Origin of the sequence: Achromobacter denitrificans NBRC 15125 (assembly GCF_001571365.1) — a bacterium.
Taxonomy (GTDB): Bacteria; Pseudomonadota; Gammaproteobacteria; order Burkholderiales; family Burkholderiaceae_B; genus Achromobacter; species Achromobacter denitrificans.
Window position 1 is genome coordinate 56,116 of the sequence record NZ_BCTQ01000007.1, and the last position, 14,184, is coordinate 70,299.

Below are 14,184 nucleotides of genomic sequence, written 5' to 3' on the forward strand. Positions count from 1 at the left end.
GGCGGTTCCTTATCCGTAGCGCCGCGCGACGGCGGCTTCGATGCGATACACGGCCAGGTACATCACGCTGGAGATCACGGCCAGCACGGCGATGGCGGTCATGACGATGTTCAGCTTGAACACCTGGCTGCCGTTCATGATGAGAAAGCCCAGGCCGGAGTCGGCCGACTGGAACTCGCCCACGATGACGCCCACCAGCGCCAGGCCGATGTTCATCTTCACGGCGGCGATGAGCGTGGGCACGCTGCCCGGCAGCACCACCTTGGTCAGCACCTGCCAGCGGCTGGCGCCGAAGGTGTGGGCGAGCTTCACCTTGTTGAGGTCGATGCCGCGAAAGCCCGCGTAGACCACCATGATGGTCACGAACACCGCGATGGCCACGGCCATGCCGTACACCGCGTAGTCCGACCCCAGCCACAGGTAGAAGATCGGCACGAAGGCGATCTTGGGCATGGCGTTGGCCACCACCAGGAAGGGGTCGATCACCTTGTACAGGAAGTCCGACCACCACAGCGCGGCCGCCACCACGATGCCGATCGCCATGCTGAGGGTGAAGCCCACCAGCGTCGCGGAAAGCGTGGTCATGATGTGCTTGCCCAGGCTGCCGTGGTTCCACAGTTCGAGGAACGTGGGCCAGAGCGCGCTGGGATAGCTGGTCAGCAGCGGGTTGAGCACGTGCATGCGCGGCAGGATTTCCCAGGCGCACAGGAAGACTGCGAGCAGCAGGACCTGCGCCACCCGCACCTGCCGGCGGCGAGCGCGGTCGCGGCGCAGGTAGGCCAGGTACTTCTCGCTGGGCGCGCGCACGGGGCGCAGGGGGACGGTGTTGGCGATGGGCGCGTTCATGGGTCAACCCTCCACGTGGACGTCCAGTTCGTCCCAGAGCTGTTTGAAGTAGGTATTGAATTCCGGCCGCGAGCGCGCCTGGAAAGGCGTCGGCCGGACCTGGCCGTCCCCGTAGTGGATGCGGTACTGGCTCTTCAGGCGGCCCGGGCGGCGCGACAGCACGATCACGCGGTCCGTCATGGCGATGGCTTCGCCGATGTCGTGCGTGACCAGCACCACCGTCTTGCCCTCGCGGCGCAGGATGTCCACCACCTCGTCGGAGATCGCCAGCCGCGTCTGCGAATCCAGCGCGGAGAAGGGCTCGTCCAGGAGGATCACGTCCGGCTCCGTGACCAGGGTGCGGGCCAGCGCCGCGCGCTGGCGCATGCCGCCCGACAGCTGGCGCGGCGTATGCGACAGGAAGGCGCCCAGCCCGCATTTCTCCAGCAGGTGCACGGCGCGCGCTTCGCTGCGCGCATCGCGCCGGCCCTGGATCTCCGCGCCCAGCATGACGTTGTCCAGGATGCTGCGCCACTCGAACAGGTAGTCCTGCTGGAGCATGTAGCCGATGCGCGGATTGGGCTTGGTCACGGCCTGGCCGTCTATCGTCACCGACCCCGAGGTGGGCGGGATAAGGCCCGCGATCAGGGAGAGCAGCGTGCTCTTGCCACAGCCGCTTTGCCCGATCAGGCTGACGAATTCGCCCGCGGCCAGCGCGAACGACACGTTCGACAGCGCCTCGGTCTCGCCTTCCTGGGTGAAGTACGACAGACAGACGTCGCGCAGCTCGATCTTGGCCGTGGCTGCGTCCGGCTTCAGGTTATGGACGACCGCGCCCATCATTGCGCCTTCTTGGCGAAGTCCGCCACCACGACGTCTTCATACTTCACGCGCGCGCTGTCCTTCATGACGGCGCTGGCGATCAGCATGTCCTGCAGCTGCTTCATCGCCTCCGCCGTCACCAGCGGCGAGCTCTTCCAGATCTGGTATTTCTTGTAGCGCTCGATGGCCTCGGTCACGGCGGCCTGGTCCATGCCCGGGAAGTAGGTCATGATCTGGGGCGTCAGCGCGGCCGCGGGCGTGTCCTGCACGTATTTCTCGGCGCGGGCCACCACGTTGGTCCAGGCCTGGATGGCCTTGGGATTGTCGCGGATGTATTTGTCGGTGGCCGTGAAGACGGTGTAGTCCACCTGGCCCACTTCGTGGCCGACCGAAGCCACGATATAACCCTTGCCGTTGCGCACCAGTTCGCCGGCCTCGGGTTCCAGGAAGATGCCGTACTCGCCCTGTCCCGCCATCCAGGCGCCGGCGCGCGCCGGGATGCCGATATTGTTCAGCAGCTTCACGTCCTTTTGCGGATCCACGCCATGCTTGCGCAGCGCCGTCTCCAGGAACACGAGCGGGTTGGAACCCGGCCGGAAGCCGATGATCTCCTTGCCCTTGAGCATGGACCAGTCGAACTTCTCCACCGGCTTGCGCGCCAGCAGGAAGAAGCCGTCGGTGGCGGTCAGCCCCGCGAAGATCTTGGGCTTGACCGGGGACTCGCTGTTCTGCACGTAGATGGAGGCCTCGGGGCCGATCAGCACGATGTCGGCGCTGCCCGAAAGCAGGGCGGTCATGCCTTTGTCGGTGCCCTGGGAGGTCTTCATCGACACGTCCAGTCCCGCGTCCTTGAAGTAGCCCTGCGACAGCGCCACGTACTTGGGCACGTAGAGGATGGAACGCACCACCTCTTCGTAGCGGACCTTCACGGGGGGATTCAGGGCTTCGGCCTGGGCGGCCAGGGGGGCGAGCAGCGCGAGCAGCGCCGCGCCCGCCAGTCGGGGCGATGGCAAGGATTTCACGGGACTTTCTCCTGCGTCTTGGATGCCACGCCGATACCCGGCGCAACACACGGCCAATGGGAATGGGTCGACTGCAACAACAGGGAAGCCCGAGAACCTGCTTAGCCCGGGCCGGTAAGGCTTGGATCGAATACTATATTCAATACAAACAGGCGACAAGCCTTTTTCTGATCGGCGTTTTTCTCTATGGACGAGCGCAAGCGCCGCCTTGAAAATTCAAGGCTGGAATACTAGTTGGTATACAAAATGAGTTTTGCCGCCCGAGGCCGGGCGGCCGTCGGGCCGCCGTTGGCTCAGGCGAGCACGCCGCGCAGGAAGGTGGAGATGTCGGCCACTTCCTCGGCGCAAACCGAGTGCGGCATCGGGTAGGTGTGCCAGCGCACGTCGTAGCCCAGCCGCTGCAATTCGGCCAGCGAGGCCTGGGCCCGCGCCAGGGGCACCACGGGATCGTACTGGCCGTGGGCCAGGAAGATCGGCGTGTCCTGGTTGGCGCCGTGGCGTTCGGCCTCGGCCGTATCCACCAGGGGCAGGTAGCCGGACAGGCCCATCATGCCCGCCAGTTTCTCGGGCAGGCGGATGCCGGTGTGCAGGGTCATGGCGCAGCCCTGCGAGAAACCGGCAAGCACGATCTTCGAGGTCGGGATGCCGCGGGCGTTCTCGCGCGCGATCAGTTTGCGGATCGCGGCTTCCGAGGCGCGGATGCCCTGGCCGTCCTCGACGCGCACCAGGTCCATGACCAGGATGTCGTACCAGGAACGCATCGCCATGCCGTTGTTGATCGTCACGCGCTGCACCGGCGCGTTCGGGAACACGAAGCGCACGGCGGCGCCGTCGGGCAGGTCCAGCTCCGGGACGATGGGCGCGAAGTCGTTGCCGTCGGCGCCCAGGCCATGCAGCCAGATGACGGCATGGGTGGGGTTGGGGGCGGTTTCGATCTCGATGCAGTCGAGGAGGGCGGTCGTAGCGGTCATGGACGGCGGGCGATGGGAATCAGGGGGTAAGGGACTTCAGGGCCTGGAACAGCGCGCGGTAGTGCTTTTTCTGCGGTTCCTGGCCCTGCAGCAGCGAGGCGTTGCCCAGCCGTTCCTTGCGGGCGGCGCGGATCAGGGCGCGCAGCTGCTGGGCATCCGCCTGGGGGTTGTTGGTGAGCAGCCGGGTCAGGACGTCGTCGTCGTCCAGCAGGCGGTCGCGCAGGGTTTCCAGCCGGTGCATGGCGGCGGTTTCCTCGCGCGAGCCATTTTCCCAGACGTCCAGCTGGGCGCGGATTTCGTCGGCGGGCGCGTCCCGCATCAGCTTGCCCACGAAGTGAACCTGGCGCCGGCGGCCTTCGCGCCCGGTGGTGCGCTGCGCCATGCGGATCGCCTCATAGAGACGCTCCGCCAGGGGCAGTTGCTTGAGGCGTTCGGGCGACAGTTCGATCAGCTGCTTGCCCAGGTCCAGCAAGGCATGCATTTCGCGCTTGACCTGGGACTTGCTGGGGCGGTCGTAGCCGTTCTCGTCGTAACCGTCGTCGACGGATTCTTCTTCAGGATGGGAATTCATGGAAAACTGCGCAATGACAGACTTGGCTATGATAACCGTCTCTGCAAATTGGACTGCAATGGTTAAATCCTCCTCATCCTTGCCGCTGGCGGCGAATCACGCGCGTTTTTCCGAACTCGTCGAACAAACCCTTGCCTATGCGCGCCAGATCGGCGCCTCGGACGCCGCGGCGGAGGTCTCCGAAAGCCTGGGCCTGTCGGTCTCCGTGCGCAAGAACGACATCGAAACCGTAGAGCAGACGCGCGACCGTTCGCTGGACCTGACGGTCTATGCGGGCCAGAGCCGCGGCTCCGCCTCGACCTCCGATTTTTCCGAAGCGGCGCTGCGCCAGACGGTGGAAGCCGCCTGGCATATCGCCCGCCACACCGCCGCCGATCCGGCCGCCGGCCTGCCCGACGCCGACCAGCTGGCAACCGAATTCCCCGACCTGGACCTGCATCACGCCTGGACCGTGTCCACCGAAGAGGCGGCCGAGCTGGCGTTGCGCGCCGAGCGCGCCGCCCGCGAGGTCGACCCGCGCATCACCAACACCGATGGCGCGACCGTGGGCACCTACGAGGGCCAGTTCGTCATGGGCAACACCCGCGGCTTTCTCGGCGGCTATCCGTATTCGCGCCACAGCCTGTCGGTGGCGCCCATCGCCGGCCGCGGCAACGGCATGCAGCGCGACTACTGGTACAGCTCGGAGCGCGATCCGGCCAAGCTGGCCTCGCCCGAGGCCATCGGCCGCTACGCCGCCGAGCGCACGCTGTCGCGCCTGTCGGCGCGCCGCATCCGCACCGGCAAGTTCCCGGTGCTGTTCGAGGCCCCGCTGGCGCTGGGCCTGGTGGGCGCGCTGACCCAGGCCGCCAATGGCGGCGCCCTGTACCGCAAGGCCAGCTTCCTGCTGGACGCGCTGGGCAAGCCGATCTTCCCCAAGCACATCAACCTGACCGAAGACCCGCACGTCCGCGGCGCCATGGGCAGCTCGCCCTTCGACGACGAAGGCGTGCGCACGCGCCCCCGCGACGTGGTCTCCGCCGGCGTGCTGGAAGGGTATTTCCTGTCCTCCTACACCGCCCGCAAACTGGGCATGACGACCACCGGCAACGCCGGCGGCTCGCACAACCTGGTGTTCAGTTCCACCCTGACCCGCCGCGGCGACGACTTCGAAGCCATGCTCAAGAAGATGGGCACGGGCTTCCTGGTGACCGAGCTCATCGGCCAGGGCGTCAACTACGTGACGGGCGACTACTCGCGCGGCGCGTTCGGCTACTGGGTGGAGAACGGCAAGATCCAGCACGCGGTCCAGGAAGTCACCATCGCCGGCAACCTGGCCGATATGTTCAAGCAGATCGTCGCCATCGGCGCGGACACCATTTCGCGCGGCACCAAGACCACCGGCTCCATCCTGATCGAGGAAATGGCCATCGCCGGGATCTGATCCCGATGGCGGCGGCGCCCGGCCGCCGCCGCGCCTCCTTTGCGGTCCGGTCTTTGCAATCCCTTACCGGATCGGGGCTTCCTCTCCGGCCCCCTCTCGGCGTGTAATATCCGGCGGGTATCGCTTGATGTCCCAGGTGTCGCTGTAAAGGAGCAAAGAGATGCAACGACGTTCATTCTTGAAGCGCGCCGGGCTGGGCGCCGTCGCAACCGGAGCCGCCGTCAGCGCGCCCGCGTTCGCCCAGGACATGCCGTCCGTGAGCTGGCGCCTGGCGTCCGGCTTCCCCAGCCTCCTCGACCTGCGCATCGGCACCGGCGAGAGCTTCTGCAAGTTCGTCTCCGAAGCCACCGGCGGAAAATTCAACATCCGCCATTTCCCCGAAGGCGAGATCGTGCCCGCCGCGGACCTGATGGAAGCGGTGTCCACCAAGAAGGTGGAATGCGGCCACGCCTCTTCCCGCAGCTACTACGCCAAGAATCCCATCTTCTGCTTCGACGCTGCCGTGCCCTTCGGGCTGAACGCCAGGCAGATGAATGCCTGGATGAGCGAAGGCGGCGGCCTGCGCCTGACGCGCGAGCTCTTCAAGCCCGAGAAGATCATCAACTTCCCGCTGGGCAATACCGGCGCCCAGATGGGCGGCTGGTACGGCAAGGAAATCAAGCGCCCCGGCGACCTGAAGGACCTGAAGATGCGCGTGGGCGGCCTGGCCGGCGACGTGTTGGCGCGCCTGGGCGTGGTGGCCCAGCAGGCGGACCTGGCCAAGCTGGCCGAGGCCTTCGAGAAAGACGGCCTGCAGGCGGTGGCGGGGGCGGGCGCCTACGACGATGAGAAGCTCGGGCTGAATAAAGTAGCTAAGTATTACTACGCACCCGGATGGTGGGCCGGCGGCGAACAGCTGTCGCTCTACGTGAACGACGAGGCCTGGAACGCGCTGCCCAAGAACTACCAGGCCGTGGTCGAGGCCGCGGCCCAGGCCGCCCATGCCGCGGCGACTGCCCGCTACGACGCGCGCAACCCGGCGGCGCTGGCCCAACTGGCGGCCAATGGCGCCCAAGTGCGCGCATTTCCCCGTTCCGTCATGGACGTGGCATTCGAGGCCACGCAGCAGGTGTACCAGGACTTGGGCGCCAAAGACCCCAAGTTCAAGGCGATGCACGATAGTTACATGGGTTTTCGCGACAGCGAGATGCCCTGGTTCCGCCTGACCGAAAGCGCTTACGGCCAGTACCTGGGCGTCGCGCTATCGGGCAGAATATAGGGCGTCGGCCGATGCTGAATGGCATTCGGTCGACGTTAGGGTTTTTGCTAGTAACCCCGCATTTTTTACAAAAAAATGGGCGGTTTGTAGGCTTTTGTTGAATGGCGTTCGAGTATCCGCCTGATACAAAGGAGTAATATCCCGGGTCTTGACGCGCAAACATGGCGCCTTTAGGCGGCATCCGACGTCAATCCGGCAGGATTACATCAGCCCGGATTACCAATATTCCGAGACAGACTTTAAGGTGGTACAAACCATGCAATCCAAGACCAAGAAGCTGCTGGCCGCGCTGATCGCCGCCGGTGTTGTCCCGGCTGCCCACGCAGCTGACATCAAGCTGGGCGTGGCGGAAGCCCTGTCCGGCGGCGCCGCCCAGTACGGCGTGTCGATCCGCAACGGTTTCCAGCTGGCCGCAGACGAAATCAACGCCGCCGGCGGGATCAACGGCAACAAGATCGTGCTCGTGATCGAAGACGAGCAAGGCAAGAAAGAAGAAGCGATCAACGTCTTCAAGAAGCTGATCTTCAAGGACAACGTCCTGATGGTCTTCGGCCCCACGCTGTCGAACTCGGCCCAGGCCGCCGACCCGATCGCCCAGGCCGCCAAGACGGTCGCCTTCGGCACCTCCAACACCGCCGACGGCATCACCTCCATCGGCAACTACGTGTTCCGCAACTCGGTCACGGAAGCCGACGTGCTGCCGGCCACCATCTCCACCGTGAAGGCCAAGACCGGCCTGAAGAACGTGGCCGTCCTCTACGGCAACGACGACGTCTTCACCAAGAGCGGCTACGACAACTTCAAGAAGGCCCTGGAAGACCAGAAGATCCCGGTCACCACGACCGAAACGTTCGCCAAGGGCGACGTGGACTTCAAGGCCCAGCTGACCAAGATCAAGGGCACCAACCCCGACGCCATCGTGCTGTCCGCGCTGCTGGCCGAAGGCGCCCCGATCATGGTGCAGGCCCGCCAACTGGGCCTGAACGTGCCCGTCATCGGCGGCAACGGCATGAACTCCGTCAAGATTTTCGACCTGGCCCCCGGCGGCGCGTCGAACAATCTGTGGATCGGCAGCCCGTGGTCCATCGAGAACAAGGCGCCCGAGAACGTCAAGTTCATCGACGCTTACAAGGCCAAGTTCAACGGCGCGCCCGACCAGTTCGCCGCGCAGTCGTACGACGCCATGTACATCGCTGCCCAGGCCCTGAAGAACGTCAAGCTCTCCGGCGAACTGGCCAAGGATCGCGCCGCCCTGCGCGACGCGCTGCCCGCCGTCACCTGGACCGGCGCCACCGGCGCCTTCAAGTTCCGCCAGGCCACCGATCGCGCCGGCAAGCCCGCCGGCTACGACGCCGACCAGGCGCCGATCGTCAGCGTGACCAAGGACGGCAAGTACGTCATCGAGAAGTAAGCGCTACGCATCCCCGCGCGGGGGGATGCGCCTTGCGGACGGCGCGGCCGTCCGCAAGGCGCTTTTTATCGCAGGGCCGCCACCATAGAAAAAACGCCTCCTCGCAAGGAGGCTCAAGGCCATGCAGTGGGCGCTGCATGGGGCCCTCACAGCTTTGGAAAGTCCCATCATGTTCGAACAACAATTCGTCAATGCCTTGTCGCTGGGCTGTGTGTATGCACTGTTCGCGCTGGGCTTCACGCTGATCTTCGGCGTGCTCGGGGTGATCAACCTGGCGCATGGCGCCGTCTTCATGGTTGGCGCCTACGCGGCACTGTTCGTCGTGCAGCAATTCAGCCTGCCCTTGTGGGCGGGGCTGATGGCCGCGTTCTTCGTCGCCGGCTTTACCGGGGTCATCATCGACTACCTGGTGCTCAAGCCGCTGCGCAAGCGCAACGCGCCCCACTTGATTCCCATGATCGCCACCATCGGCGTGGGCATCATCCTGAACAACACCGCCCAAGGCATCTTCGGCGCCAGCAACCTGCGCTTCCCGCACGGCACCGTGCCCGAGGAAGTGATCGAGGTCGCCGGCCTGCACCTGACGGTGATCGAGCTGGGCATCATCTTCCTGTCTTTCGCGCTGATGGCCGTGCTGATGTACGTCATGCGCCGCACGCAATTCGGCCGCGCCCTGCGCGCCATCGCCGAATCGCCCAAGGCGGCGTGGCTGCTGGGCATCAACGTCGAAAAGCTGTTCGTCACCACCTCGTTCGCCGCGGCCGCCCTGGGCGGCGTGGCCGGCGTGCTGATCGGCCTGTACTCGAACGCATTGTTCCCCCTGATGGGCCAACCCATGCTGCACAAGGGCATCGCGGTCATCATCCTGGGCGGCATGGGCGACATCCGCGGCGCCATGCTGGGCGGCCTGTTCCTGGGCTTCGCCGAGGTGCTGTCGGTGGCCTACATCGGCTCCACCATGCGCGATGCGGTGGCTTTCGGCCTGCTGTTCCTGATCCTGCTGGTGCGCCCGCAAGGTCTGTTCGGCAAAGTGGTTCAACGCAAGGCTTAAAGAATGAGCGGATTCGAAAACTTCTGGGCCATCTACGGCAACCTGGTGCTCACACTGGGCACCAACGCCTTGCTGGCCCTCTCCATCTGGCTGACCCTGGCCTGCGGCATGCTGGCCATGGCCAACGCCGCCTTCATGGGCATCGGGGCGTACACCGCCGCGCTGCTCACCATGAACTATGACGCGCCGTTCACGGTCGCGCTGGCCGGCGGCATGGCCGCGCCCGCGCTGGTGGCGGCCTTGATCGGCTTGCCGACCTTGCGGCTGTCCGGGGTCTACCTCGCCATGGCCACGCTGGGCTTCGGCGAAGTGGTCCGCGTGACCATCCTGAACACCGAGTCCATCACCGGCGGCGCGCTGGGCCTCAACGGCATCCCGCAGCTGACGCAGTGGTGGCACGTGGTGCTGGCGCTCGTGATCGTGCTGTTCGTGCTGTGGCGCGTGCGCGCCTCCAAGATCGGACGCTCGTTCGACGCCATCCGCGGCGACGAAACCGCGGCCGGCCTGATGGGCATCGACGTGCGCGCCAACAAGATGCTGGCCTTCGTGGCCGGCGCGATGATCGCGGGTCTGGCGGGCGCTCTCAACGCGCACCTGACGTTCTTCATCGGCCCCAACGAATACGGTTTCGACCGTGGCGTGGAAATCCTGACCATGGCCATCCTGGGCGGCATCGGCGGCCTGGCCGGCCCCGTGCTCGGCAGCTTCATCATTACCGTGCTGCCGGAAATGCTGCGCGGTTTTGCCGATCTGCGCCTGGTCGCGAACGGAGTGATTCTGGTGGTGATTGTGTTGTTCCTGCCGCAAGGCATCTGGGATCCGGCGCGTTTCAAGCGCTGGATGCGCCAAGGACGCCAGGGAGGCAAGCGCCATGCTTGAGCTTTCTTCCGTCTCCAAGAGCTTCGGCGGCCTGCATGTGCTGCATGACGTCAGCCTGTCCGTGCCCGAAGGCGCCATTTTCGGCCTGATCGGCCCCAACGGCGCCGGCAAGACCACGGTGTTCAACCTGATTACCGGCCTGCTGCCCCCCAGCGGCGGCACCATCACGTTCAACGGCCAGAGCGTCCTGGACAAGAAGCCGCACCGCATCACCCGCATGGGTATCGCCCGCACGTTCCAGAACATCCGTCTCTTCAAGGAGATGACGCTGCTGGAAAACGTGGTGGTGGGCGCCTACCGCCACATGAACTACGGCTTCCCCAGCCTGCTGCTGGGCTTGCCGGGCTACCGCGAGCACGAACGGCGCGCCCGCGAGCGCGCCCACGAACTGCTCACCTGGATGCGCCTGGACCACAAGGCCAACGACCTGGCCGACAACCTGTCCTACGGCGAGCAGCGCCGCCTGGAGCTGGCGCGCGCGCTGGCCACCGAGCCCAAGCTGCTGCTGCTGGACGAGCCCGTGGCCGGCATGAACACCGGCGAACGCGCCGAGCTCATGCGCGAGATCCTGGCCATCCGCGACCGCGGCTACACCATCCTCATGATCGAGCACGACATGCGCTTCGTCATGGGCTTGTGCGAGCGCATCGCGGTGCTGAACTTCGGCAAGATCATCGCTTGCGGCGGGCCCGAAGAGATCCGCAACAACGAACAGGTCATCGAAGCCTACCTGGGCCGCGAAGACGACGAAGACACCGAACAAGCGGAGGCTCCGCAATGAGCGCCATGCTGGAAGTCCGCGGGCTTGAGGTCAACTACGGCCACATCGAAGCCGTCCGCGGCATCGACCTGGACCTGAACGCCAAGGAAATCACCGCGCTCGTCGGCGCCAACGGCGCCGGCAAATCGACCACGCTGCTGGCGCTGTCGGGCCTGCTGCCCAAGGCGCGTGGCAAGATCTCCTTCGAAGGCGAGGACATCACCAACCTGGCGCCCCATCAACTGGTGGCGCGCGGCATCGTCCAGGTGCCGGAAGGGCGGGCCATCCTCACCACCATGACCGTGCTCGAAAACCTGGAGCTGGGCGCCTACCGCCGCGGCCTCAAGAATGTCGATTCGGACCTGGAATACGTGTTCAACCTGTTTCCGCGCCTGAAAGAGCGGATCACCGGCATCGCCGGCAACCTGTCGGGCGGCGAGCAGCAGATGCTGGCCATCGGCCGGGCCCTGATGGCCAAGCCGCGCCTGCTGCTGCTGGACGAACCCTCGATGGGCCTCGCGCCCATCGTGGTGCAGGAGATCTTCCGCTCGCTGCGCGCGATCAACGCCGACGGCCTGACGCTGTTCCTGGTGGAGCAGAACGTGCGCCAGGCGCTCAAGATCGCCCAGCACGGCTATGTGCTGGAGAACGGCGCCATGGCGCTGACGGGCACCGGCCGCGAACTGCTGGGCCATCCCCGCGTCCTGGAAGCCTACCTGGGCGCCTGATGGGCCGCCCGGCAGGGCGCCGGCTCCCGGGAAAGGGGGACGGCGCCAGCCGGACCCCCTTCGCCCGGAATTCAAGCACTTGCCCATTTTTTGAGCAGCTGTGTTAGAATTGCAGGCTTTCCCTCATTTTGGCCATTGCACGGGCGGGTAATAACGCTTAGGCGAGACGCTGATTCGGCTGAAATGATTGCGGTTTTCCTGGCGTTTTCGGGAAATCCGCGGATTTCGGCTCGGTTAGGGAGAGACCTGGCAGGGATGTTCCGGCCAGAGAAATATTTCATTCTTAGGAACCATCATGAAGACCTTTGTGGCCAAGCCGCATGAAGTCCAACGTGACTGGTTTGTGATCGACGCCAAGGGCAAAGTCCTCGGTCGTGTGGCCAGCGAAGTCGCACGTCGTCTGCGTGGCAAGCACAAACCTGAATTCACGCCGCACGTTGATACCGGTGACTACATCGTCATCATCAACGCTGCCGATATCGTCGTTACGGGTAGCAAGGCGAAGGACAAGAAGTACTTCCGCCACACCACGTACCCGGGCGGTATCCGTGAAACGAACTTCGAGAAGCTCCAAGAGCGTTTCCCCGGCCGTGCCATCCAGAAGGCTGTCAAGGGCATGCTGCCCAAGGGTCCTCTGGGCTACGCCATGATCAAGAAACTGAAGGTGTACGCCGGTGCCGAGCACCCGCACACCGCCCAGCAGCCCAAGACGCTGGATATCTAAGGAAACGCCATGATCGGTAACTGGAATTACGGAACCGGCCGTCGCAAAACCTCGGTGGCTCGCGTTTTCATCAAGAAGGGCACGGGTAAGATCGTCGTCAACGGCAAGCCCGTCGACGAGTTCTTCGCCCGCGAAACCGGCCGCATGATCGTGCGCCAGCCGCTGGAACTGACCGGCCACCTGGAATCGTTCGACATCAAGGTCAACGTGCACGGCGGCGGTGAAACCGGCCAAGCCGGCGCAGTCCGTCACGGCATCACGCGTGCCCTGATCGACTACGACGCGACCCTGAAGTCCGCGCTGTCGCAAGCCGGCTTCGTGACTCGCGATGCCCGTGAAGTCGAACGTAAGAAGGTCGGCTTCCGCAAGGCACGTCGTCGCAAGCAGTTCAGCAAGCGCTAATCGCGCCCTGCAAAAAAGCCCGCTTCGGCGGGCTTTTTTGTCGCTGGGCCGCCGCGAGACAAAAGCGCGCCTTTGTGCGGGCAGCAAGCTCGCCTGGCGAGCGCAGCGTTGGGGGGGGCTCCTCCCATCGTCTGGAGCCCGCGCGGAACTCCGCGCGCTCCGTCCGGTCGGACCTTGGGTTTGCGGTGCCGTTCCGGGCGCTCTGCCGCAACACCCGCTGTCCCGAGCGATACAATCTATCCTCGTTCTTCGAAGAGCACATACCATGGCCCAAGCATCGAATACCCGCATCAAGGTCGGCATCGTCGGCGGCACCGGTTACACCGGCGTCGAGCTGCTGCGCTTGCTGTCGCAGCACCCCAACGTGGAACTGACCGCCATTACGTCCCGCAAGGAAGACGGGCTGCCTGTCGCCGACATGTATCCGAACCTGCGCGGCCGCGTGAATCTCGCTTTCTCGGCGCCGGAAAAGGCCACGCTGACGGATTGCGACGTGGTGTTCTTCGCAACCCCCCACGGGGTGGCCATGGCCCAGGCCCAGGAACTGATCGCCGCCGGCACCCGGGTCATCGACCTGGCCGCGGACTTCCGTCTGCAGGACATCCCCACCTTCGAACGCTGGTACAAGATTCCCCATACCTGCCCGGACATCCTGGCCGAATCCCAGTATGGCCTGGTGGAATTGAACCGCGAAGCCATTTCCAAGGCCCGCGTCATCGGCAATCCCGGCTGCTATCCCACCACCGTGCTGCTCGGCCTGGCGCCGCTGCTCGAAGGCGGCAAGAAGCTGGTCGATGCGCAAACCCTGATCGCCGACTGCAAGTCCGGCGTGTCGGGCGCCGGCCGCAAGGCGGAAGTGGGCTCGCTGTTCTCGGAAGCCTCCGACAACTTCAAGGCCTACGGCGTGGCGGGCCACCGTCACCACCCCGAAATCGTCGCCCAGCTGGAGAAGATCGCCGGCGGCAAGGTGGGCCTGACCTTCGTGCCCCACCTGGTGCCGATGATCCGCGGCATGTTCTCGACGATCTACGCGCGCATCCTGCCCGAAGCCCGCGACACCGATTTCCAGGCGCTCTTCGAGCAGCGCTACGCGGACGAGCCGTTCGTGGACGTGATGCCGGCGGGCAGCCTGCCGGAAACGCGCTCGGTGCGCGCCTCCAACAACCTGCGCATCGCGCTCAGCCGTCCCGGCAACGGCGACCAGCTGATCGTGATGGTGGTCCAGGACAACCTGGTCAAGGGCGCGGCCGGCCAGGCCGTCCAGAACATGAACCTGATGTTCGGCATCCCCGAGTCCACCGGCCTGGACCAGGTCGCCATCCTGCCCTGATGTTCCC

Annotated in this window: 15 protein-coding genes; 10 read left to right on the plus strand and 5 right to left on the minus strand. The window is 65.2% G+C overall.

Annotated features, from left to right (window positions below):
- Positions 1–9: 9 nt before the first annotated feature.
- From ADE01S_RS07955 to yjgA, 5 genes are all read right to left on the minus strand, one after another.
- Entirely contained in the window at positions 10–846 is an 837-nt protein-coding gene (locus ADE01S_RS07955; protein ID WP_062681149.1) for an ABC transporter permease, read from the minus strand.
- A 3-nt stretch (positions 847–849) separates the two neighbouring features.
- Positions 850–1,665 carry an ABC transporter ATP-binding protein gene (locus ADE01S_RS07960; RefSeq protein WP_062681282.1) on the minus strand — a complete coding sequence of 272 codons (816 nt, stop codon included), beginning with the start codon at positions 1,663–1,665 and terminating at the stop codon, positions 850–852.
- A complete protein-coding gene (locus tag ADE01S_RS07965; protein ID WP_062681150.1) occupies positions 1,665–2,669 on the minus strand; it encodes an ABC transporter substrate-binding protein in 1,005 nt (334 codons plus the stop codon). Before ADE01S_RS07965 ends, ADE01S_RS07960 begins: the two co-directional genes overlap by 1 nt.
- 293 nt (positions 2,670–2,962) lie before the next feature.
- Positions 2,963–3,640, minus strand: a complete 678-nt coding sequence (locus ADE01S_RS07970) for an alpha/beta hydrolase (protein WP_062681151.1) — start codon at positions 3,638–3,640, stop codon at positions 2,963–2,965.
- A 19-nt stretch (positions 3,641–3,659) separates the two neighbouring features.
- Positions 3,660–4,211, minus strand: coding sequence for a ribosome biogenesis factor YjgA (gene yjgA / locus ADE01S_RS07975; protein WP_062681152.1), 552 nt, complete (start codon positions 4,209–4,211; stop codon positions 3,660–3,662).
- Positions 4,212–4,269: 58 nt separating this feature from the next.
- Between yjgA and pmbA the strand changes: the two genes are divergently transcribed.
- The 10 genes from pmbA (at position 4,270) to argC (ending at position 14,177) form a co-directional block, all read left to right on the plus strand.
- Positions 4,270–5,634 (plus strand): metalloprotease PmbA, encoded by a 1,365-nt coding sequence (gene pmbA, locus ADE01S_RS07980; RefSeq protein WP_062681153.1) that lies wholly within the window; start codon positions 4,270–4,272, stop codon positions 5,632–5,634.
- A 160-nt stretch (positions 5,635–5,794) separates the two neighbouring features.
- Positions 5,795–6,892, plus strand: coding sequence for a TRAP transporter substrate-binding protein (locus tag ADE01S_RS07985; protein ID WP_062681154.1), 1,098 nt, complete (start codon positions 5,795–5,797; stop codon positions 6,890–6,892).
- Positions 6,893–7,148: 256 nt separating this feature from the next.
- Positions 7,149–8,303 carry an ABC transporter substrate-binding protein gene (locus ADE01S_RS07990; RefSeq protein WP_062681155.1) on the plus strand — a complete coding sequence of 385 codons (1,155 nt, stop codon included), beginning with the start codon at positions 7,149–7,151 and terminating at the stop codon, positions 8,301–8,303.
- A 169-nt stretch (positions 8,304–8,472) separates the two neighbouring features.
- The gene (locus ADE01S_RS07995) at positions 8,473–9,354 is read left to right on the plus strand and encodes a branched-chain amino acid ABC transporter permease (protein ID WP_054458379.1); all 882 of its coding nucleotides are present in this window, start codon (positions 8,473–8,475) and stop codon (positions 9,352–9,354) included.
- A gap of 3 nt (positions 9,355–9,357) precedes the next feature.
- Positions 9,358–10,233, plus strand: a complete 876-nt coding sequence (locus ADE01S_RS08000; protein WP_062681156.1) for a branched-chain amino acid ABC transporter permease — start codon at positions 9,358–9,360, stop codon at positions 10,231–10,233.
- Entirely contained in the window at positions 10,226–11,014 is a 789-nt protein-coding gene (locus ADE01S_RS08005; protein WP_062681157.1) for an ABC transporter ATP-binding protein, read from the plus strand. The genes ADE01S_RS08000 and ADE01S_RS08005 overlap by 8 nt, the downstream gene beginning before the upstream one ends.
- Positions 11,011–11,721, plus strand: a complete 711-nt coding sequence (locus tag ADE01S_RS08010; protein ID WP_062681158.1) for an ABC transporter ATP-binding protein — start codon at positions 11,011–11,013, stop codon at positions 11,719–11,721. The genes ADE01S_RS08005 and ADE01S_RS08010 overlap by 4 nt, the downstream gene beginning before the upstream one ends.
- 295 nt (positions 11,722–12,016) lie before the next feature.
- Positions 12,017–12,445 carry a 50S ribosomal protein L13 gene (rplM, locus tag ADE01S_RS08015; protein WP_043544818.1) on the plus strand — a complete coding sequence of 143 codons (429 nt, stop codon included), beginning with the start codon at positions 12,017–12,019 and terminating at the stop codon, positions 12,443–12,445.
- Positions 12,446–12,454: 9 nt separating this feature from the next.
- Positions 12,455–12,847 carry a 30S ribosomal protein S9 gene (gene rpsI, locus ADE01S_RS08020; RefSeq protein WP_042796334.1) on the plus strand — a complete coding sequence of 131 codons (393 nt, stop codon included), beginning with the start codon at positions 12,455–12,457 and terminating at the stop codon, positions 12,845–12,847.
- A gap of 265 nt (positions 12,848–13,112) precedes the next feature.
- A complete protein-coding gene (argC, locus tag ADE01S_RS08025) occupies positions 13,113–14,177 on the plus strand; it encodes an N-acetyl-gamma-glutamyl-phosphate reductase (RefSeq protein ID WP_062681159.1) in 1,065 nt (354 codons plus the stop codon).
- The last annotated feature ends 7 nt before the right edge of the window (positions 14,178–14,184 follow it).